Consider the following 19,540-nt stretch of genomic DNA (forward strand, 5'->3'; position numbering starts at 1 on the left):
TGTGTATACTAGACAGCACCGACACCGACGCCAACACCGACGCCAACCCAACTAGGTAGGAGAGCCGTGTAGCCATGCCCTTGGAGAAGTTGGTCCCGCTATTGCGGTCGCAAAAGCGTCGTGTAGCGATGACGGCTTTCCCCCAGGTGGAGTGAGCCAGTCGTGGAGATATCTATCGAGGTTTGACAGCGCTTGCCGCCTGTGACGGTGGGATGTCAGGCTGAGACAGGAGTGGTTTTGCAGTCGGTAGGAACCATGACGCAGCGTGCCCAAGGATTTTGGCAATGGGGATCCCTTTGCCGGATTGGCCTCTACGTAGCTGCTCTGCTCTGCGGGGTGGCGCTCTGGGGGATCCCGGCCTTGGCTCTGCCCCAAGGGGATGCCATTACCGATCCACGTACCCTCTTGCGGCGGGCGCTACCCATCTCAGAAACGAAGCTGCTGGAGGTTGATGAAGCCATCTCCAAAATCGACGCCGACCTGAAGTACAACCGCTGGTCGGCAGTGCGGGGAGATGTGCGCCAGGTAGAGCACCTCTTGGATCGCTATGGAGATTCCCTGCTGGCCGGCTTGCCCCCGGATCGGGTGACCCCAGCCTCTGAACAGATGGCTGCGCTGCGGGAGCAGTTGCGGGTGATCGGCCAAGCCAGCGAGCGCAAATCCAAGGGTAAAGAAGAGGCCCGCGCTGCCTACGACCGTCTAGTGGACGAGTTGGGATCCCTGGAAAACAACTGGGTGGGGGCTTTCCCCTACACAGTGCCTGCTGAGTATGCCGACAAACCTCAGCTCTTGGGGCGGGCAGAGGTGGAGCTAAACACCACCGCTGGGCGCATGGTGATCACCTTAGATGGCTACAGCGCCCCCATCACTGCCGGCAACTTTGCCGACCTGGTGCAGCGGGGCTTCTACGATGGCCTGACCTTTGACCGGGTGGAGACCTTCTTCCTGGCGCAGGCCGGGGATCCCCCTGGCCCTGCCGATGGCTATGTGGATCCGGCCACGGGCAAGGTTCGCACCATCCCCATGGAGATTCGCGCCAAAGGCGAGGTGATGCCCCGCTACGGCCAGACTTTTGATCAGATGGGCCTGTGGGATGTGGAACCGGCTCTGCCCTTTTCCGCCGAAGGGACGGTGGCCATGGCCCGCTATCCCGACGATCCCAACAGCGCCTCTTCTCAGTTCTTCATCTTTATGGCTGAGCCGGATCTCACCCCGGCGGGGTTAAACCTCATGGATGGCCGCTATGCCGTGTTCGGGTACGTTACAGAGGGAACGGAGGTGCTGCGCCACATCAAAGTGGGGGATCGGATTTTGAGTGCCAGATTGATTTCCGGCCAAGACAACCTCAAACCCGGAGCCTAGAGGGGATCCCTTCCTTTCTGCCTAACTGTGTCGATAAGCCGCCGTACCGTCGCCGCCCCTGCAGAGGGCTGGAAGCGAAAGGGAAATTTGCCCCTGGCCAACAGGCGCAGACCCAAAGGCACCAAGCTGAGCAGCCCTTTGGGATCCCGGCCCACCACCTGCAGGGCAAAGCGGCGCTCATCTATCCAACCACCAGAGCGCACCAGTTGCACCAGAGTCTTGCGGTGGCGGATGGCTATGGGCAAGGACTCCGTCCGAATAGCGCGAACAGCGTGCGATGGGGAACGGTCGGTGGGCAGAGCAGCGGTCTTGTCTACAGGGCGGGAGAGGATCCCCTGTTTGAGTTCGGTGATTTGATCCAGAGGTGCCACGCCCATCGGGCAGACGCTGTTGCAGTTCCAGCAGCGGGTACAGCCCCAGACACCAGCCAAGCTATCCAGAGCCTGCAGGCGTTGTTCCCGTTGGCTGTCGCGGCTGTCTTGGACGAGGCGGTTGGCTCTGGCCAGAGCATGGGGGCCGACAAACTCTGGGTTCACCTCTTTGGCATTGCAATCGGAATAGCAGGCTCCGCAGAGAATACAGCCACCGGCAGCGTTGAGATGCTCCCGTTCGGCAGGCAGCTGTAAAAACTCTCGCTCCGGGATGCGTCGCCCCGCCGTGCTGACAAAGGGATCCACCCGGCTGAGATCGTTCCAGAAGGGCTGCATATCCACCACCAGATCCCGCAGAACGGGCAGGTTTCCCAGAGGGCCGATGCGAATAGGCTGCGGCTGGGGGCTGCGGGGATCCAGCTCTTCGCCCACATGTCGGCCACAAGCCAAGGCTGCCCTACCGTTGATGCGCATGGCGCAACTGCCACAGATGGTGTTGCGGCAGTTTTTGCGGAAGGCCAAGCTGCCATCCTGCTCCCACTTGATCTGGTTGAGGCAATCGAGAATGGTGGCGCCAGGGGATGTCTCCAGCCAGAAGGATTGCCAGCGGGGCGGCTCCGGCGGCAACTGTCGGAAAATCTGAAATTCTACTCGCAAAGTGCTCTGCACCGCTGAAGGGAAAGGGGATCCCATCCTAGCTCTCTCCCTATTGCTCCGCAACGCTAACGGGACAGCAGAAGTGGCTACAACGCGCGGCTGAGGGCGCTCCCCGGCCCCTGAAACAACAGCCAAGAAATAAGGAAGTTGGTGACAAACACGCCCAGCAGCGCCGTAACCACTGCATCGGTGGTGGAGCGACCCACCCCCTTGGCTCCCCCGCTGGTGGAAAGGCCCCAGTTGGAGCCGACAATGGCGATCAAAGACCCGAACACCATCGCCTTCAAACAACAGACGAGCAAATCCCAAGAGGTCAGAAGGGTTTGCGCCGAGTTGAGAAACACCGTGGCAGGAATATTGTAAACCGAAGCGCAGATGACCATCCCCCCCACCAGCCCCGTCAGCAGGGAGAGGATGGTGAGCACCGGCAGCATCAGCCCCGCAGCCAGCACCCGCGGGATCACCAGATAATCCACCGGATCGGTGCGTAACAACAGCAGAGCGTCGATCTGCTCCGTGACCTTCATGGTGCCCAGCTCGGCGGCAAAGGCGGATCCCACCCGTCCGGCCAAGATCACCGCCGTCACCACCGGTGTCAGCTCGCGGGCAAGGGCAATCGCCAAAACTCCCCCAATTAGGGAGGAAGCGCCAAAGTTGATGAACTCCCGCGCCAACTGGATGGTGAAAACGCCGCTGATCACCACCGCCGTAATCAGAACAATCAGCAGCGACTCCAGCCCTACCGCCGAAAGCTGATCCAGGGTGTTGCGGCGATGGATACGGCCCCGCATCAGATGCAAAATCACCTGGCCGGCCAGGAGAAAACTGCTGCCCACCCGCTGCAACCAGCTCATGGTTTCCGTCTCAAGAAGCCGTTATCGCTAGGCGACGCTTTGGCGACCCCGTTAGGGGGGCGGAGTCCTTCGGGGTTGCCGGCTCCGCTGGCAGCTGAAAGCTGGGCACAAACGAGGCCCGTGTCAGGGGTTGATCCAGGATCAGCCCCTCGCCCCCCAGCACTTCTAGGGCACGGCCTTCCACCGAGATCCAAACCCGGGCGCCGGGGTTTTGGCTGGTGGCCGTGTAGAGCACCTGCGCAATCCGGCTCATCATCGCCGTGGATCCCCCCCCTTGCGTGAATTCGGGGGAGAAGTTGAGGAAAATATCGTCGCCCTCCACCCGCACATCCAACACCCGCGTCTGGGGGGGAATGGCCGTGGTGAGGTGGGGATCCCGGGGGCCGGCAATCAGCTCCTCCAAGGCCAGGCGGATGGCTTCTTGAGTGTCAAAGGCGCGAACCCTGCGCTCCTGCTGCACGTAGTCAATAGAGTTGTCAGCACTGGTCAGCCAATACAGGGAAAGGGTTTGCCGGGGCCCGATGCTGTACCACCAAGCTCCCCCCATCACCCCTAACCCCAGCAAGAAGCCAAGGATCCCCAATTGCAGGGCCCGGCCCCGACGCGGGCGGGAACGCCGTCCTCCCAACCTGACGGAGCTGAGCTGTGCAATACGGCCTCCGTAGTGGCTCATCGCTGGCAACCCCCTGTCTTACCTAGCTCTAGGGTAGCGAAGAAAAGCCCACTCTGCCGGGGATCCCCCATAGGCTGGACAGGCAAAAGTGCGGCAGCAACTGGGATCCCTTTATTTGTATGATGATAATGGTTTACACCCGGCATTGCTGAGTCGATAACTGAGCACACAAGGAGCTGAACCTCAATCATGGTTACTGCCACCGCTACTGCCACCAATGTTGGCTACATCACTCAGGTCATTGGGCCTGTGATCGACGCCGAGTTTCCCAGCGGCAAGCTGCCCGAAATCTACAATGCCCTCAAGGTGGAGGGCACAACCGAAAGCGGCCTGAAGGTTAACGTCACCTTTGAGGTGCAGCAGCTTTTGGGGGATAACCGCGTGCGTGCGGTGGCCATGTCCTCGACCGACGGCCTGGTGCGGGGCATGCCGGTGGTGGATACGGGCGCTCCGATTACTGTGCCGGTCGGGCAGCCCACCCTGGGGCGCATTTTCAATGTGCTGGGAGAGCCGGTTGACCAAGGAGAGCCCGTTCAAGCCCAAGAATTTGCCCCCATCCACCGCAGTGCGCCTCCACTTGTCGATTTGACGATTAAGCCAGAGCCCTTTGAAACCGGCATCAAGGTGATCGACCTGTTGGCCCCCTTCAGAAAGGGCGGCAAGGTGGGCCTGTTTGGCGGTGCCGGCGTCGGCAAGACAGTGCTCATCCAGGAGCTGATCCACAACATCGCTGAGGAGCACTCTGGCCTATCGGTGTTTGCGGGCGTGGGAGAGCGCACCCGCGAGGGCAATGACCTCTACAACGAGATGAAAGAATCCGGCGTGCTGGATAAGGTGGCGCTGGTCTATGGCCAGATGAACGAGCCACCGGGTGCCCGCATGCGGGTTGGCCTGACTGCCCTGACCATGGCAGAGTACTTCCGCGACGTTAACAAGCAGGATGTGCTGCTGTTCATCGACAATATCTTCCGCTTTGTGCAGGCCGGGTCGGAAGTGTCGGCGCTGTTGGGCCGCATGCCCTCGGCGGTGGGTTACCAGCCCACCTTGGCTACCGAAATGGGCAACCTGCAAGAGCGCATCACCTCTACCAAGCAGGGATCCATCACCTCGGTGCAGGCGGTGTATGTGCCTGCTGACGACTTGACGGATCCGGCCCCAGCAACCACCTTTGCCCACCTTGACTCGACGGTGGTATTGTCCCGCAGCTTGGCAGCCAAGGGTATCTATCCGGCGGTGGATCCCCTGGATTCCTCTTCCACCATCCTGCAGGCGGACATTGTGGGCGAAGAGCACTACAACACCGCCCGGGCAGTGAAGCAAACGCTGCAGCGCTACAAAGAGCTGCAAGATATCATCGCCATCCTGGGGCTGGACGAGCTGTCGGAAGAGGACAAGCTGGTGGTGGCCCGCGCCCGCCGCATCGAGCGTTTCCTGTCCCAGCCGTTCTTCGTGGCGGAGGTATTCACTGGCTCCCCCGGCAAGTATGTGAAATTGGCAGACACCATCAAGGGCTTCCAGCGCATTTTGTCGGGGGAATTGGACAATCTGCCGGAGCAAGCCTTCTACTTGGTGGGCACCATCGAAGAGGCCATCGAGAAAGCGGAGAAGCTCAAGTCCAAGTGAGCCCTCACCCCCAGCTCCTTTCCCACAGGAGGAGAGGGGAGTTGCCGATAGCGCGGCGACTGGGCTCCCCAGGGTTGAAGGGGGGAACGCCCTGGTGGCATTGCTGACTGAAAGCGCTCCCCAGACCCGGCAGGGCTCCTTCTTTTCGGGGGAGCCTTGGTTTTATCTACAGGTGGGACGGCTGCTAGGGATCCCCGGCGACAGGCCCGAAGCGATAGCCCTTGCCGTAGACGGCGTGGATCAATTCTGCTGCCCCGGGCAACCTGAGGCGTCGCCGCAGCAGGCGCACCTGGGCTGCCAAGACGTTGCTGCTGGGGGGATCCTCTCCGGCCCACACCTGCTCGTAGATCTGGTCGTGGGTGAGCAACTGGCCGGGGTGGGTCATGAAGTACTCCAGCAGGCGAAACTCTTTTTGAGAGAGGTGGATCATCCGCCCCTGCCGGTAGGCCACCTGGTTCTCCCGATCCAGCTCCAAATCCCCGACCTGCAGGCGAGGGATCCCTTCTCCAGTACCTGTAGTTCGCCGCAAGAGGGCCCGCACCCGCGCCAGCAGTTCCCGCAGCTCGAACGGCTTCACCAAGTAATCATCTGCCCCGGCATCCAGCCCTTCCACCCGGTCGTCTAGGGTATCTTTGGCCGTCAGAAACAGGATAGGGGTGGTGCAATCCACCTGCCGTACCCGCTGGCAGAGGGAAAGCCCAGAGAGCTCCGGCAACATCCAATCCAAGACCAGCAGATCGTAGGGCAGAGCGGGGGACTTTTGCAGCAGCTCCCAGGCCCGCCCTCCTGTGTAGGCGACGTCCACCGTGTAGCCCTCTCGCCTCAATTGCCGGGCCAGAGAATCGGCCAACTCCACTTCATCGTCCACCAACAAAATCCGTGCCATAGGACTCCGTCCCGCTAACGCGAACGCCTCAGGACTCAGTCTCGCCGTCGTCTTGGAAACTGACGCACGCAGGAAAGGACTCCTTTCCGCCAGAGCGTTGCGCAGCAATCACAGAACTGGGGAGCGGCTCAAGCTGCAAGGATAGATTGTAAAGGCGGCGCCGCGTCCAGATGGGGGATCCCTGCAGACGCTGGGCCAACCGGCGGCTGGCTGCAGACCGGGACAGGCCTTCGGCCAGCAATCGGGCCATTTCTTGACGAATTTCCGCTTCCGATTCACTGTCTCCCCGCCCATTCAAGGACTCCGTCCCGCCTCTGGCAGGGTTAGGGCTGGGAACGGCACCCACATATCCCTCAAGCAAGAGGGTAAACTCCCCCCGCGGCGGCTGGGCGGCGCAGTGCTCCAGAGCTGCTGCCAGGGATCCCCGCCAGAAGGACTCATACAGCTTGGTCAGCTCCCGCGCCAGCACGATCTGCCGCTCTGGGCCGCAGTGATCCAGCAGATCCTGCAGAGTTTGGCGCAGGCGATGGGGGGCTTCATAGAGAACGACGGTGCGCTCTTCTTGGGCCAACTGTTGCAGGCGGGCCTGTCGCTGACTGGGTTTAAGCGGCAAAAATCCCTCGAACACGAATCGTCCTGTAGGCAGGCCCGAAGCGGTCAAGGCGGCAACAGCAGCTACCGGCCCCGGCACAGGGATCACCGGGATCCCGGCCTGAATGCAGGCGCGCACCAACTCTTCTCCCGGATCGGAGATGGCAGGAGTGCCGGCATCGCTGATCAGGGCCACCGACTGGCCCGCCGACAGATACTTCAGGAGTTGCGGGATCCGTTGGGCAGCGTTGTGCTCGTGATAGCTGATGAGGCGGGCGGAGATTTGAAAATGTTTAAGAAGCTGGCCGGAGTGGCGAGTATCTTCTGCCGCCACCCAGTCCACTTCCCGCAAAACCCGCAGCGCCCGCAGGGTGATGTCTTCGCGGTTGCCGATGGGGGTAGCCACCAAATAAAGGCTGGCGGTGGGGTGTTCCATCCCGAGCTCCAAGGCTGAGCTGCCGATAACCAGACAATAGCCAATTAGAGCAATTAGAGATCGCCTCGGATCCCCAGATTAACTTCTCTTGGCCGGTGCCCCGATACCCAAGCATCTGCCTTTCGCGGTAGCGGGACGGAGTCCTTTCGCGGTAGCGGGACGGAGTCCTTTCGCGGTAGCGGGACGGAGTCCTATGGCAGGATCGAGAAGTGCTGCGGAGAGGGATCCCGGTGCGCTTGACAACGCGGGCCACCTATAGCATCAAAGCTTTGTTGGATCTGGCGATGCTCGGCTCCGGGCAAATGGCTTCGGTGCGGGCCATTGCCGAGCGACAGGGAATCCCGGCTCCCTACCTGGAAAAGTTGCTGATTGAGTTGCGGCAGGCTGGCTTGGTTTGTTCCCAACGGGGGGCCCAGGGAGGCTACCGGTTGGCACGGGCGCCGCGGCGGATCCCGATCAGCGCCATTTTGGCGGCAGTGGGAGAATCCTTGGATCCTCTCATGGACAGTTCTAATCCTTCAGCCGTGCATCCGGCGGAGCGGCTGGACTGGGTGACGGAAGCCTTGTGGCAGCGGATCGCTCGACGGGTGCAGCAGGTGTTGGAGGAAACCACTCTGGAAGATCTGTATTTTGATGCCCGGAGTTGGCAAGCGGCTCAGGATCAGGAGAGTGGATTTGTGGTTTGATCGCGTTAGCGGGACGGAGTCCTTTCGCGTTAGTGGGACGGAGCCCTTTCCCGGCGGCTGGCTGTTTTTTCCGGCCCAACCGACTGCCGGGCTGGTGCTGGCGGCAGCTTTGGTATTGGATTACCTGCTGGCGGATCCCTGGGGTTGGCCTCATCCAGTGCGGGTGATGGGGGCTGTTATTGCCTGGGGGCAAGGCTATATCCTCAAGCACTGCTCAACTCCGCGAGCACAACAGTGGGGCGGGGCAGTTCTCACCCTAACTTTGGTGGGGGGATCCTACGGCGTGGGCTGGGGACTGGTCGCCATCGGCAATGCCATCCACCCCTGGGCAGGGATCCTCGTGCAGGTGATCCTGATGGCCAGCTGTCTGGGAGGGCGCAGCCTGCGCTTTGCCGCCTTGGAGGTGTTGGATCCCTTGGAAAAAGAGGATCTGCCGGAGGCCCGTCAACGGCTCAGCCGCTACGTGGGGCGGGATACAGAGCACCTGACGGCATCGGAGATTTTGCGGGCGCTGATTGAGACGGTGGCCGAAAATACTCCCGACGGAGCAACTGCCCCTCTGTTCTACGCCTTCTTGGGAGGGGCGCCCTTGGCCCTAGCCTACAAGGCCAGCAGCACGCTGGATTCGATGGTGGGCTACCGCCACCCCCCTTTCACCCATTTGGGCACAGTGCCGGCCCGCTGTGAGGATGGGCTGACTTGGCTGCCCTGCCGCCTGACGGTGCTCACGCTGGCGCTGCTCAGCCGGGATCCTTGGGGGTTCTGGCAGCGGTGTCGTCAGGACGCGCAAGCGGATCCCAGCCCCAATTCCGGGTGGAGCGAAGCGGCTTTTGCCTGGCGGCTGCAGATCCAACTGGGGGGAACCAATTTCTATCAGGGGATCCCGAAGGTGAAACCCAAATTGGGGATCCCAGCTCGCCCCTTGACCCCGCAAGTGGTGCGGGAAAGCTTGGGACTGCTGCGACAGGTTGTATGGATTTGGGGGAGTTTGATGGTGGGAGCAACTCTCCTGTTGACCGTTCTGCAACTCATGGTCGTTTATTTCACCCCCTAGGATGAACTAAACAACCGGTTGCTTCCTGCTTCTACGACCCTTACCTAGCTGAGCTTTTGACTCAACCCCGGCAGAGGAATCTCCACAGGCGCAACTTCCCCCAGAACTTGAGGTAGAGTTAGCAAAGCTAACTAGATCGGCGGCAACAAAAACCGTAGCTGCTGTCAACCTGCCGTGAACCTAGAACCGCTGAAATAAACGATGATAAAAACAGCAGCTGCTACAGATATCAAGCACAGGGCGGTGGGGCATCCCGTCCTTTTCGCGTCAGCGGGACGGAGTCCTTGAAGCTCGCACTCTCTCGCTTTAGCGGCGCGGAGCGCTTTGCGTCAGCATGAGTGCGGGAGTTATGTCACTTGTGCAACCGTTTATCGCTGGCTGAGCCGAGCAGACCTCACGACAACAAAAGTCAAGACCCGCAAGCGAAAGACAGACTTGGCTGCCCTGCAGCAAGACGTAGACCAGTGCCCAGAAGCTCGACTAAAGGATGGAGCCCAGCGCCAGAGCAATACCCATTAACTGCAGCATTGACAATATCCGACAATATCCAAACAACAAAAAGGCCCCCTTTCGAGGGCTTTTTTGAGGATACTGTTGCGCCGTTTTACCGTGGTTTTCGACCTGGAAAATCCAGTATAGGATACCGGGGATGATTGTCGATAGTTTCCAAATCAAGTTTGGCCTACTGCTCTCACATCCACTTCCCATCCTAATTGTCGAAGGGTATAGATCGCAAAAACATAACGGCAGTCACCAACGCCGCAGAATCCTCTCCCAATCATACCCCATTTTTGGGGTGTGCCCGTCAAGTGCTCACCAAGGGCTAGGATAAAAGACAGCTTGACGGGTTGCTGGCCATGCTTGGTTCCTGGTTAGACAACATCTACGGCGCTTGGTTTCTGCCGGAGCGCACCTTTCGGGCGTTGCGGGAACAGCCTGTTCTCTGGCAAGCCTTTGGGGTGGTGGGGCTGCTCAACGTCCTGGATGCGATTCGCCGCTCTGGGGTAAGCCTGCCGAGCATGGTGCTGGCGGTGCTGATGGGATCCCTGGGCTGGGTGGGTTTGGCGGCTTTGTTGCAATTGCTGGCCTTTTGTTTGGGTCGGGCTGTCCCTTCCTTTTCAGCGCTGCTGTGCTTGACGGGGTTTGCCGGTTTGCCGTGGCTGCTGCTGGGGCCTGCTCAATCGTTGGGTGGGGTGGTGGGATCCCTGCTGGGCTTGTCAGCTCTGCTGTGGTTTGTGGTTTGGCAGGTGCGGGCAGTAGCTGTAGCGCTGGATTTGGAGTGGTGGCGGCTGCTGGGCCTGATCCCATTGGCTTTCCTGGGGGGGATCTTGGCCCTGAGCTGGCTGACCAGCAGCGTCGTTGCTTTGGCTTCCTTGGGCTAAAGCTTATAGTTGTTTCAGGTTAAGGTGAAACGCCTAGGCTACTGATCGCGCCAGCGGGACGGAGTCCTTGAAAAGCCTTCCGGTTCTGCGTATTGTTGCTCCGCAACGCTATTGCTATGCCTACGGCACCCTGACGGGAACCGCAACGCTATTGCTCCGCAACGCTGACACGACGACGCGAAGACGCGACTAACGTTCTAGGTGTGGGTGCAGCGTCCTGGTTGGAATTGAAATGATTGTAATTCTCGTTGAATCCCGGCGTGTGGCCAGGGATGCTTCCCTGGAATTAGCGGGGCACTCGCTGCAGATGCGGCTTTTCCTCCGGCAGAATAGCGCCTTCTACGGGGCAAACCTGTAAACAGATGCCACAGTCGATGCAGGTGGAAAACTCAATCCAAAAGTAGTCGGTGCCTTTGGCATTTTTGGTATCGCCGGGGTGGATGCAGGCAACAGGGCAAGCCTCTACACAGTCGGCCACACCTTCACAGATATCGGTGACAATTGTATGCGGCATGGATCCCTCCCAATGATTGCTCTAAGTCAAATTCTAAGTGCAGTTGCCACAAGGTCAGCCTTGACGTCGCCTGCGCTTCCTATGCTGTTGACTTTTTGATTAGAATGCGCGATATTTGCCCGAAGCTGCCTGAAAAAGATGGGGCTTATATCCCAGTCCTGGGGTTCATTTTAGGCCAAAATTGCTCCCCAACGAAGAATTTTCCGGATTGTCGCTTTTTCTGACTTTGTCTGGGGCCTCTCAGCACAGCGCCAACATGTGGGAGGTCAGAGACAGTCGGCAAACCGGCTCCCGCCGCCTCGAGAGTTCTTTCTTGCCAAAAATGCCAAGGGACATACTCTGCTGTGACCTGGGTTTTAACCGAAAGATAGGATGATTTGGCATAAAACAGGGGCTAAATCTCTCTGGGATCCCGCTCTTGAGACTGCCACCAACGGCTGAGGGGCCAGTACAAAGCAGGTGCCCAGAGGCTACTTAAAATAGCAGACGTGAGGGCATTGCGTTGATGGTTCCACCAGATGCTCTCCAGAGAACGGGGGCCATCGCCACCAATGTTGCCGAAAAACCGAAGGGAGTTCTCCAATCCATCCAGCAAGGTTTGCGTTCCTGCTGGATCCAGGTCATCGGATCCCTGCGAGGCCACGAGCCACATCCATTGCAGTGCCATCAAGGTTTCGGCGATCACCACCATACCAAAAACGATCAAGGCCACCGAGATAAAGTCTTCTTGCATGTAGCGTTGTTTTTGCAACTTGGCGGTGAGGATCCCAACTACAGCCAGCCCCAGCGCATGGGTAGGACAAGGGCTGGTCAGCGCATCTTGCAGAAAACCCAGGGTGACCCCGGCAACAGCCCCCTGCCAAGCTTTGCGCCGCACACTCCAGCACACCACCCAGATCAAGGGCCAATCTGGGGTTAAGCCTGCTAGCTCCAAGCCCGGCCCTCGCCACCAAGGGGCCACTGCTGCCAGCAATCCCGACAGGACAGTCACCAGCCAGTTAAGGTGAGACTTAAGCTTAGGAATCAGAGGGTTGAGCATAGCGGTAGATCAAGGCCCATTCCAAGAAACCCAGCGGCGCCGACAGTTCGACAGTGGCTTGAGGGGCAGGGCTGGCATCCAAGTTGACCGCTCGAACCGTTCCCACCACAACCCCGGCTGGGTAAAAGCTGCTCAGGCCCGAGGTCACCACCACATCCCCCACCTCTACTTTGGGGGCCTTGTCGAAAAAATCCAAAATGGCACTCTGGGTGCCCGTACCCCTCAGGATGCCCATGTGTCGGCTGCGACTCAGCATTACCCCGACACGGCTGGTGGGATCGCTGATCAGGAGCACTCGGCTGGTGTTGGGCGTGACCGACTCGACTCGCCCGATCAACCCTCCCGGCGCCATGACTACATCTCCCACCCTGACTCCATGCCGGCTGCCGCGGCTGAGGGTGAGCTGTTGCCACCAGTGATCGGCGCTGCGACCCACCACGGCTGCTGGGATCCCCGCTTGGGGCATTTGCTCGGTAAATTGCAGCAGTCGCTTCAGCTCGCGGTTTTGGTACTGCAACTCGGCTACCAGGGCTTGCAGCTCACGGTTAGCGGCCTGGCTGAGCACCGCGGCGGGATCCACAGGTGGACGGGCCGGGGCGGTGATCCAACTGTACAGCTCCACCAGCAGGGATCCCTGGGTTTGTCGCAAGCCCAATGCTACCCCCATCGCCAAAGCAGACAGGAGTAACCCCAAGCCGTAGCGCCTCCACCATTGGCGTAGCCGATTCAAGCAATACCTCTCCGACCCACTCGACTCACACCTCAAATCAGGAAATCAGGGAGAGGGAGAAGCGCCTCTAGCCCTTGAAGCTGCCGCTCAACACTCGACCCAAGGTTTTGAAATCCTCCAAAACTCGCCCTGTACCGAGCACCACACAACTGAGGGGATCCGGGGCAATGTGAACCAAGATCCCGGTTTCATGGCTGATCAGGGCATCCAGACCCTTGAGCAAGGCTCCTCCCCCGGCCAGCATGATGCCTCGGTCGATGATGTCGGCAGCCAATTCCGGTGGAGTGCGCTCCAGGGTGCGCTTAATGGCTTCCACAATCACCGAGAGGGGCTCGGCCATGCTCTCGCGAATTTCGGTGCTCTTCACCGTGACGGTACGGGGTAAACCCGAGAGCAGGTGTAACCCGCGCACTTCCATGGTCAGTTCCTCTTGAATTGGGTAGGCGGAGCCAATCCGAATCTTGATCTCTTCAGCGGTGCGCTCCCCGATGGTGAGGTTGTGGACTTTTTTCATGTACTGGACGATGGCCTCGCTCAGCTCATCTCCCGCTACCCGCACGGACTCGCTCAGCACGATCCCCTGCAAACTGAGGACGGCTACCTCAGTGGTGCCGCCGCCGATGTCGATGATCATGTTCCCGGTGGGCTCTTGCACCGGCAGCCCGGCCCCAATGGCTGCTGCCACCGGCTCATCCACCAAATACACCTCCCGCGACCCAGCTTGGAGAGCGGCTTCCATCACTGCCCGTCGCTCCACCCCGGTCACGCCGCTGGGGATCCCAATCACAATGCGCGGAGCAATGAGGTACCGGCCCTCGTGTACGCGGTGGATGAAGTGTTTTAGCATCATCTCCGCCGTGTCGAAATCGGCAATCACCCCATCTCGCAGAGGACGCACCGCTACAATGTTGCCGGGGGTACGGCCCAACATTTTTTTGGCATCTTCCCCCACAGCCAGGGGTTGCTTGGTGTTTTGGTCGATGGCGACCACAGAGGGCTCTTGCAGGACAATGCCTCGCCCGGCCACGTAGACCAGCGTGTTGGCAGTGCCCAAATCAATGCCCATATCACGGGAAAATCGGCTGAAGAACCCCACGGTAAGTCGCTCCAGTCTTGATTTGGGAAGAAGCAGCAAGCTTTGGTACCTACTATAGTCTAGTTCTGCTAGAGAATCTCCCCCGAAGAGTGGGAATCTGCTCCAGAGAAACCGGCTATGGCTGTATCCCAGCCAACTGTGGAAGATTAAATTCGCCGCTAAGGTGCAATCCTGTTGTGATTCGGGATCCCTCGTGCCTAAGGTTGCCATTGCTCCAGCCGGCTATCCGGCCATCGCCCCCTATTCTCCCGGCGTGAAGGTGGGCAAAATACCCTCTACATCTCGGGCACATTGGCCCTGGATCCGGAGGGCAAGACGGTGGATCCGACATCGCCACCCAGACTCGCGTGGTGTTGGAGCTGAGTGACATCCTCCCGACGCTCACCCTGCGGGTACAGCGCGGGGCTTCTCGGCAGTTTAGCTAAGATAGACCAACCCGGTCTTTTGGCGGTTGCGATGCAGCTCTCTGGTGCCTTGGTTAGCGTGGCTACCCTGGACTTGCCTCGTCTGCAACGCTTCTATCGGGATCTCTTGGGGATCTCTCCCCAAGTCCAGCTCCCGACAGAGGGGGATCCGGTGTACGTAGAGTTTCGTCTGCCAGGGTTGCGGCTGGGCCTCTATCGCAGCCGTCATCTCGATGGTGGTGCCCAAGCCGCAGCGGTGAGCCTCTGCCTGCAGGTGCAGGATTTACAGGGATCCCTGACAACACTGGAGGGGTTGGCGGAAGCTTATCAGATCTCCATTTCCCCTCTGCGACAAGCCTTTCACGGACAGGAGGTGGATTTTCGGGATCCCGATGGCAACCGGATTGTACTGCACCAGCCTTCTGCTGCTTTTGGGGAAGCGACAGCCTGGGATCCCCAGGGTTAGATCCGCCAAAGGTAGATGGTGTAGGTGTTGATGACATCCGATACGGTGGTGGTGGCGGTGGGGGGCCAATCCCCCATGTCGAAGGAGTGGGTGACCAGACGAGCGCCGGGCCGAAGCTGGGAGCGCAACTTGTCTCGGATCAGCAGGTGGGAGCTGGGCAGCAAATAACAACTCACCACCGTCGCCGGGGTTAAGTCCAGAGTGAGCAGATCCTGCTGGAGAAAGGTGACTCGATCCTGAACTTGGGCTTCTTGGGCCCGCTGTTGGGCTTCCAGGATGCGCTCCGGGTCGATATCCACCCCCACGCCCCGCGTGCCAAAGCGCTGTGCCGCCCGGATGAGAATGCGGCCATCCCCACAGCCCAAGTCGTACAGAGTATCCTCGCTCCCCACCTGGGCCAAATCCAGCATGGCATCCACAACCAAGGGCAAGGTGCGCACATAGGGGGCTAAGCGGATTCCCTCTGGACTTTGCGGGTTGGACTGGCGTTGGAAGAAGGGATCCCTGACCACCGAGTTCTGACCGAGCTTAGGCTTGAAACCGCGGGGTGCCAAGGGTCGATCCCGAGAAGAGCGGTTTTTTCTATTCATCAAATACTCTCGTCCATGTTTCTATCAGTCTATCAATCTGTTGCGGTACAGAGCCCTCGCTGTTCTACAGGGTGGAAAGCCACCGCCAGTTGCGTCGGTTCCAGCGTCTCGAAAAATATTCTGATTCAACAACTTAAAAAATATCTTGATTCAACAACTTGGCCAGACGTTCCAGCCCCTTTTTGACTTGGCGGGAAACGGTAACGGCGCTGATCCCCAGCCGCTCTGCCGTTTCTTTTTGGGTGAGGTCGTAGAAGAAGACAAATTCCAAAATCTTGCGGGTGCGTTCCTCTAGCTTGGCCAAGGCATGCTGTAGGCGAATGCGGTCTTCTTCGGCCAGTTGAAAACTGCGGTAGCGCTGATCCGGAACGACCTCCCCCAAAGCGACGCTGTCTTCCTCGGTTTGAATCGGGGCATCCAGGCTGAGCAAAAGGCTGTTTTGTTGAGCCAGTTCCAGCTCTCGCCATTCCTGCTCCGTCAGTTGTAGGGCTTCTCTCACCTCGGCCTCAGAGGGAGAACGGCCCAACTCTTGCCGCAGACGGGCAATCACCTTCTTGGCTTGTCGTTGCAGAGTTGTCCAGCGGCGTGGGATCCGCATGGTGGGGCTCTTGTCTCGCAGGTAATGTTGAATTTCTCCGCGAATGTAGGGCATGGCAAAGGAGCTGAAAGCCAGCCCACGGGTAATATCAAACCGTTCGATGGCCTGAATCAAACCCAAGCAGCCAACTTGGACCAGGTCATCGTACCCCTCATTGCACTGGTTGCGCCAGTGATGGGCTTCTTTGCGCACCAAGCCCATGTTTATTTCCACCAGTCGATTGCGCAGGGCCGGATCCCGATTCTGGTGGTACAGCCGCAACAGTTCGGCGGTTCGGGCTTTAACATCCTCATGAGATGCCATAGATCCACATGCGGCTGGGAATCCGGTCTTGGCCAAAGGCAATGGAGGGGGGGCCGCCGGTCGCCTCAGGGAGACGGAGTTCTTGGGAGAGGTCAGGCGAGGGGCCGTTATCATAGACAACCACTTTACCGATTTGCCGAAAATAACTGTAGAACAAGCACTCAAGGAACTCGAAAACCATTCAAAGGTTGAGGATCCCACCCATAACCAACACCCATCCAGTCAAGAGACGCTTTTGCCCAGCCAGACCCTGCGCAAGCAGGTGCTACAGGGCTATAGGGATGGCGTTAGAAGCACAACCGGACACTGTTGAGATTTGCCAAGAGCTGGAACGTTCTTAGTTTGACCAGGTTTCTTGACCCAAGCAACAGCATCTCCACGGAAAATCGGCGGGTTTCATCGGCAAAAGAGCGCAATTTCCCTGTCAGGCCCGATTGAATTGCCCGATTTCTGTTGCTGGCGTGCTCTCATGGACTGGTTCATGATTTGGGATTGGCCGTGAGATCGCCTGCGCATTCTGATCCCCCCTCTCCCAGAGAGAGAAGGGCTGGGATGTTTTTGGGGTCTCAATGCAGCACTTGACCCACTGCGGTCGTCTGAGCGCTCTACCCACAGCTTGTGGGGAAGTCGCGCCTGTGGAGATTTCTCTGACAGGTTGGTAGCCAAGACTACCGTTAGTGATGACTTGTGACGCAGGTCGCTTTGACGTTGAGCAAAGGTTAGCGTTGCCTAGCCCTGTGTAAGCCTTTCAGAGCGGTTCTTGAGGGGTTCCGTGCCGGCGAGAGCTACCAAAAACGACGCAAAACTCGGCTCCTCGCGAATGAGGTCGAAATAGGGCTCAGAGGAGAGCAAGGGGCGGTAGCGTTCCGGCTCCAGGCGTAGGGCTTGCTCCAAAGCTTGTAGGGCCTGAGGCACTTGGCCTTCCCAGGCGTAGCAGCAGGCTTTGGCGTAGTGAGCCTCGGCATTGCTGGGATCCATCTGCAGGGCCCGATCAAAACTCTGGATGGCCAGCTCGTAGAGGTTCAAGTCCATCAGCACCAGGCCGCGCTGCACCCAGATCTGAGGGCGTTTGGGATCCTGCGCCAGGGCACGGTCGTAGCTGTTGAGGGCCTCCATCGGGTTGCCGAGGCGGTGGTGGGCAAGGGCGTGGCCGGCCCAGAGAGAGGCCGATTCGGAGCCCAGTTGCAGGGCTCGTTCGTAGCTGGCCAGAGCATCGACGTAGCGCTCTAGGTGAAACAGAGCCAGGCCCCGACTCTGCCAAACTTGGGCATTGACGGGGTTGATGGCGAGGGCTTTGTCGTAGCTGATTAGGGATCCCTGCCACCGTCCCAGAGAGGCTAAGGTTAGCCCGTGCAGGTACCACGTTTCCGGGCTGTCGGGGCTGAGGGCAAGGGCCCGTTCGTAGGCACGTAGGGCTTCTTCGTAGCGGCCCAATTGCCGCAGCGTGTTGGCCTGGTTAAAGCGGGCCTCAAAAAAATCCGGTTTCAGCCGCAGAGCCCGCTCATAGCTGGCCAGAGCTTCTTGATGGCGACCGAGATCGTCCAGCAGAGAACCACGGTTGTTCCAGGCTTCGGGGAAGTCCGGCTTCAGCTCCAGGGCGCGGTCGTAGCTGGCCAGGGCAGCTTGGGCTTGCCCCAGGTGGTCGAGGGTGGTGGCGCGGTTGTACCAGGCAATGGGATCCTGCGGCTGATCTCCCACCGCCTGCTCGAAGGGCTGTAGTTGAGCCGCTTGTTCCGCCGAAAGGGCAGATGGGTCAACCGCCGGGGCCGGCGAAACGGCTGTAGATTCTGGGGAGGCAGCACGCTTCTGCCGCCGCAGCCACCAGGCCCAACCCCCGGCCAAAAGCAACAGGCTCGCCCCCAGCACCAGCACGCCCATGTCGGTCGGGGCAATCACAAACGGCATGACCCACTTCCTCTTTTCTGCGCGCCTCTACATCATCACCAAAAACGGCAGGGGATCGCTGGGCCCTGCCGGCGAGATCAGCTCAATGCGCTTTTCGCCAGGGTAGGTGCTGGGATCGATCTCAAAGGTAACCGTCAGCGCCTCGGCGTTGGCCTGCACCGGTTCCTTAGAGCGTCCCAAGGGATCCCCAAAGCTGACTCGGATCCCTTTACCCGCCGGGCTGACTCGGATTTCCGTCACCTGATCCAGATGGGATCCCTCTAGGGTACAGACGATTACATCCCCGACAAAGGCCTCCAGAGGCCAGCCCCGCCGCACCACCGGTTTGGACATGGTTGTCGCTCCCACAGGCTTCTGCATCTCAGTTTAATTTTTCATTTTCCCCTCCCTGCTCCAGCCCAAAACGGCTTTGGTGGCAGAGAGGCTCTCCCCCCTTGGGCCGGATCTCCTGCCACCCCTGTAGAGAAGAGGGAGTTGGGGAAAGGGCAACGGCAGGCGCTCGCAGCAACACCTGGCGGTCTGGGCCCACGCTCACCAAGCGGGGCATCTCTCCAAGGCTATCGGCCACCGCAAACAGCACCCGCTCTCGCGCCTGGGGATCCCAGCCCAGCAGCTGCGCATACCCCAGCGCCGGCGGCGGATCCCAGATTTGCACCGGTGGGATCCCTGTCGAGCCAGTGGGCAAAGGCCAGACCACCGCCCGATCCCAGCTCAAATCGGTCTGGAACCAGCCTTCGTACTCCCGCGCCAGCAAAGTGTTCCCCTGCCAGGCTAGAGGCAGGATCATGGCAAAATCCAATGCCTCAACGGGGTCGTACACCGACCCTGAGGCTTGATAGATAACCTGCAAGGCCCGAGTACGGGTGTTCTCGGCAAACAACACACTGGTCAACCGACCAGCCTGAGGCGTGGCCACCAAATCTAGCCGTGTGTACACCTGCCACTGGGGATCCGGCGCCGGCAAGGGATCGCTGCGCAACAGGCCAACCAATGTGCATTGCCGCTGCCGGGCTTGCTCCTGCAAGTCGTACACCCATTCCCAAGGGATGGGCAAAGTAGGGGGAGAGGAGACTCCAGGGGCAGCCGGCGCCATGTCCCTCGCCCAGGCAGCGCTCCCCTCCGCCCAGCCGATCCAAACAGCCACAAGGGCTCTCCCCAGTTGCCACAGCCAGTTTTGCCTGAGCCAGCTCCCCATCTGCCTCACCTTCCGTCGTGACATACTCCCGCACTCATGCTGACGCAAAGCGCTCCGCGCCGCTGGCGCGAAAAGGACGTTTCCTGCGCTTGAGGACTACGTCCCGCTGACGCGAAAAGAACGGG

The 19,540-nt window shown here is 59.7% G+C and carries 21 protein-coding genes; 7 read left to right on the plus strand and 14 right to left on the minus strand.

Features of this window, described 5'->3' with window-relative positions; translation table 11 throughout:
• Positions 1 to 255: 255 nt before the first annotated feature.
• Positions 256 to 1,362, plus strand: a complete 1,107-nt coding sequence (locus NW828_RS10120) for a peptidylprolyl isomerase (RefSeq protein WP_414383621.1) — start codon at positions 256 to 258, stop codon at positions 1,360 to 1,362.
• Here the strand turns inward: NW828_RS10120 and NW828_RS10125 are convergent.
• The 3 genes from NW828_RS10125 to NW828_RS10135 all read right to left on the minus strand — a co-directional run bounded on the left by NW828_RS10125 (position 1,359) and on the right by NW828_RS10135 (position 3,917).
• Positions 1,359 to 2,390, minus strand: coding sequence for a succinate dehydrogenase/fumarate reductase iron-sulfur subunit (locus tag NW828_RS10125; protein ID WP_414383646.1), 1,032 nt, complete (start codon positions 2,388 to 2,390; stop codon positions 1,359 to 1,361). The genes NW828_RS10120 and NW828_RS10125 overlap by 4 nt on opposite strands.
• A gap of 86 nt (positions 2,391 to 2,476) precedes the next feature.
• Complete coding sequence (locus NW828_RS10130; RefSeq protein ID WP_414383623.1) at positions 2,477 to 3,244, minus strand: MlaE family lipid ABC transporter permease subunit; 768 nt, start codon at positions 3,242 to 3,244, stop codon at positions 2,477 to 2,479.
• A 10-nt stretch (positions 3,245 to 3,254) separates the two neighbouring features.
• Positions 3,255 to 3,917, minus strand: a complete 663-nt coding sequence (locus tag NW828_RS10135; protein WP_414383625.1) for a GerMN domain-containing protein — start codon at positions 3,915 to 3,917, stop codon at positions 3,255 to 3,257.
• 189 nt (positions 3,918 to 4,106) lie between these two features.
• On the opposite strand from NW828_RS10135, the gene atpD reads away from it, so the two are divergent.
• Positions 4,107 to 5,540: a F0F1 ATP synthase subunit beta gene (gene atpD, locus NW828_RS10140; RefSeq protein WP_414383627.1), complete on the plus strand. Its 1,434-nt coding sequence runs from the start codon at positions 4,107 to 4,109 to the stop codon at positions 5,538 to 5,540.
• Positions 5,541 to 5,724: 184 nt separating this feature from the next.
• On the opposite strand, the gene rppA is transcribed toward atpD, so the two are convergent.
• Both rppA and rsmI read right to left on the minus strand, forming a co-directional pair.
• Complete coding sequence (gene rppA, locus NW828_RS10145; RefSeq protein ID WP_414383629.1) at positions 5,725 to 6,426, minus strand: two-component system response regulator RppA; 702 nt, start codon at positions 6,424 to 6,426, stop codon at positions 5,725 to 5,727.
• Positions 6,427 to 6,454: 28 nt separating this feature from the next.
• A complete protein-coding gene (gene rsmI / locus NW828_RS10150; RefSeq protein ID WP_414383631.1) occupies positions 6,455 to 7,453 on the minus strand; it encodes a 16S rRNA (cytidine(1402)-2'-O)-methyltransferase in 999 nt (332 codons plus the stop codon).
• A gap of 230 nt (positions 7,454 to 7,683) precedes the next feature.
• Here rsmI and NW828_RS10155 point away from each other — a divergent pair, with 230 nt between their 5' ends.
• From NW828_RS10155 to NW828_RS10170, 4 genes are all read left to right on the plus strand, one after another.
• Complete coding sequence (locus NW828_RS10155; protein WP_414383647.1) at positions 7,684 to 8,139, plus strand: Rrf2 family transcriptional regulator; 456 nt, start codon at positions 7,684 to 7,686, stop codon at positions 8,137 to 8,139.
• Complete coding sequence (gene cbiB / locus NW828_RS10160; protein WP_414383633.1) at positions 8,123 to 9,193, plus strand: adenosylcobinamide-phosphate synthase CbiB; 1,071 nt, start codon at positions 8,123 to 8,125, stop codon at positions 9,191 to 9,193. The genes NW828_RS10155 and cbiB overlap by 17 nt, the downstream gene beginning before the upstream one ends.
• 324 nt (positions 9,194 to 9,517) lie before the next feature.
• Entirely contained in the window at positions 9,518 to 9,712 is a 195-nt protein-coding gene (locus tag NW828_RS10165; RefSeq protein WP_071818172.1) for an IS630 transposase-related protein, read from the plus strand.
• A gap of 338 nt (positions 9,713 to 10,050) precedes the next feature.
• On the plus strand, positions 10,051 to 10,575 hold the full coding sequence (locus tag NW828_RS10170; RefSeq protein ID WP_414383635.1) for a YIP1 family protein: 525 nt from the start codon (positions 10,051 to 10,053) through the stop codon (positions 10,573 to 10,575).
• Positions 10,576 to 10,861: 286 nt separating this feature from the next.
• Here the strand turns inward: NW828_RS10170 and NW828_RS10175 are convergent, their stop codons facing one another.
• The 4 genes from NW828_RS10175 to NW828_RS10190 all read right to left on the minus strand — a co-directional run bounded on the left by NW828_RS10175 (position 10,862) and on the right by NW828_RS10190 (position 13,954).
• Positions 10,862 to 11,089 carry an indolepyruvate ferredoxin oxidoreductase subunit alpha gene (locus NW828_RS10175; RefSeq protein ID WP_011434056.1) on the minus strand — a complete coding sequence of 76 codons (228 nt, stop codon included), beginning with the start codon at positions 11,087 to 11,089 and terminating at the stop codon, positions 10,862 to 10,864.
• Between the two features lie 394 nt (positions 11,090 to 11,483).
• Positions 11,484 to 12,128 carry a rod shape-determining protein MreD gene (mreD, locus tag NW828_RS10180; protein WP_414331966.1) on the minus strand — a complete coding sequence of 215 codons (645 nt, stop codon included), beginning with the start codon at positions 12,126 to 12,128 and terminating at the stop codon, positions 11,484 to 11,486.
• Complete coding sequence (gene mreC, locus NW828_RS10185; protein WP_414383637.1) at positions 12,106 to 12,858, minus strand: rod shape-determining protein MreC; 753 nt, start codon at positions 12,856 to 12,858, stop codon at positions 12,106 to 12,108. Before mreC ends, mreD begins: the two co-directional genes overlap by 23 nt.
• 67 nt (positions 12,859 to 12,925) lie before the next feature.
• Positions 12,926 to 13,954, minus strand: a complete 1,029-nt coding sequence (locus NW828_RS10190) for a rod shape-determining protein (protein WP_414342867.1) — start codon at positions 13,952 to 13,954, stop codon at positions 12,926 to 12,928.
• A 456-nt stretch (positions 13,955 to 14,410) separates the two neighbouring features.
• Between NW828_RS10190 and NW828_RS10195 the strand changes: the two genes are divergently transcribed.
• Positions 14,411 to 14,824, plus strand: coding sequence for a VOC family protein (locus NW828_RS10195; protein WP_041436762.1), 414 nt, complete (start codon positions 14,411 to 14,413; stop codon positions 14,822 to 14,824).
• On the opposite strand, the gene NW828_RS10200 is transcribed toward NW828_RS10195, so the two are convergent.
• The 5 genes from NW828_RS10200 to NW828_RS10220 form a co-directional block, all read right to left on the minus strand.
• Positions 14,821 to 15,414 (minus strand): SAM-dependent methyltransferase, encoded by a 594-nt coding sequence (locus NW828_RS10200; RefSeq protein WP_414383639.1) that lies wholly within the window; start codon positions 15,412 to 15,414, stop codon positions 14,821 to 14,823. The two genes, NW828_RS10195 and NW828_RS10200, sit on opposite strands and share 4 nt — an antisense overlap.
• Positions 15,415 to 15,547: 133 nt before the next feature.
• On the minus strand, positions 15,548 to 16,429 hold the full coding sequence (locus tag NW828_RS10205; RefSeq protein ID WP_414383641.1) for an RNA polymerase sigma factor SigF: 882 nt from the start codon (positions 16,427 to 16,429) through the stop codon (positions 15,548 to 15,550).
• A gap of 615 nt (positions 16,430 to 17,044) precedes the next feature.
• Positions 17,045 to 18,220 (minus strand): tetratricopeptide repeat protein, encoded by a 1,176-nt coding sequence (locus tag NW828_RS10210; RefSeq protein ID WP_414383643.1) that lies wholly within the window; start codon positions 18,218 to 18,220, stop codon positions 17,045 to 17,047.
• 27 nt (positions 18,221 to 18,247) lie between these two features.
• Positions 18,248 to 18,553, minus strand: coding sequence for a hypothetical protein (locus NW828_RS10215; RefSeq protein WP_011434047.1), 306 nt, complete (start codon positions 18,551 to 18,553; stop codon positions 18,248 to 18,250).
• A gap of 28 nt (positions 18,554 to 18,581) precedes the next feature.
• Complete coding sequence (locus NW828_RS10220) at positions 18,582 to 19,439, minus strand: hypothetical protein (protein WP_414383645.1); 858 nt, start codon at positions 19,437 to 19,439, stop codon at positions 18,582 to 18,584.
• Positions 19,440 to 19,540 lie beyond the last annotated feature (101 nt).

Source organism: Synechococcus sp. W55.2 (assembly GCF_047461635.1).
Classification (GTDB): Bacteria; Cyanobacteriota; Cyanobacteriia; order Thermostichales; family Thermostichaceae; genus Thermostichus.

Bases quoted from the DNA above. Each gene is read 5' to 3' on its own strand.
- NW828_RS10120 (WP_414383621.1), top strand. From the start codon at position 256: ATGACGCAGCGTGCCCAAGGATTTTGGCAATGGGGATCCCTTTGCCGG.
- NW828_RS10130 (WP_414383623.1), bottom strand. From the start codon at position 3,244: ATGAGCTGGTTGCAGCGGGTGGGCAGCAGTTTTCTCCTGGCCGGCCAG.
- NW828_RS10135 (WP_414383625.1), bottom strand. From the start codon at position 3,917: ATGAGCCACTACGGAGGCCGTATTGCACAGCTCAGCTCCGTCAGGTTG.
- atpD (WP_414383627.1), top strand. From the start codon at position 4,107: ATGGTTACTGCCACCGCTACTGCCACCAATGTTGGCTACATCACTCAG.
- rppA (WP_414383629.1), bottom strand. From the start codon at position 6,426: ATGGCACGGATTTTGTTGGTGGACGATGAAGTGGAGTTGGCCGATTCT.
- rsmI (WP_414383631.1), bottom strand. From the start codon at position 7,453: ATGGAACACCCCACCGCCAGCCTTTATTTGGTGGCTACCCCCATCGGC.
- NW828_RS10170 (WP_414383635.1), top strand. From the start codon at position 10,051: ATGCTTGGTTCCTGGTTAGACAACATCTACGGCGCTTGGTTTCTGCCG.
- NW828_RS10175 (WP_011434056.1), bottom strand. From the start codon at position 11,089: ATGCCGCATACAATTGTCACCGATATCTGTGAAGGTGTGGCCGACTGT.
- mreD (WP_414331966.1), bottom strand. From the start codon at position 12,128: ATGCTCAACCCTCTGATTCCTAAGCTTAAGTCTCACCTTAACTGGCTG.
- NW828_RS10195 (WP_041436762.1), top strand. From the start codon at position 14,411: ATGCAGCTCTCTGGTGCCTTGGTTAGCGTGGCTACCCTGGACTTGCCT.
- NW828_RS10200 (WP_414383639.1), bottom strand. From the start codon at position 15,414: ATGAATAGAAAAAACCGCTCTTCTCGGGATCGACCCTTGGCACCCCGC.
- NW828_RS10205 (WP_414383641.1), bottom strand. From the start codon at position 16,429: ATGATAACGGCCCCTCGCCTGACCTCTCCCAAGAACTCCGTCTCCCTG.
- NW828_RS10210 (WP_414383643.1), bottom strand. From the start codon at position 18,220: ATGCCGTTTGTGATTGCCCCGACCGACATGGGCGTGCTGGTGCTGGGG.
- NW828_RS10215 (WP_011434047.1), bottom strand. From the start codon at position 18,553: ATGTCCAAACCGGTGGTGCGGCGGGGCTGGCCTCTGGAGGCCTTTGTC.
- NW828_RS10220 (WP_414383645.1), bottom strand. From the start codon at position 19,439: ATGTCACGACGGAAGGTGAGGCAGATGGGGAGCTGGCTCAGGCAAAAC.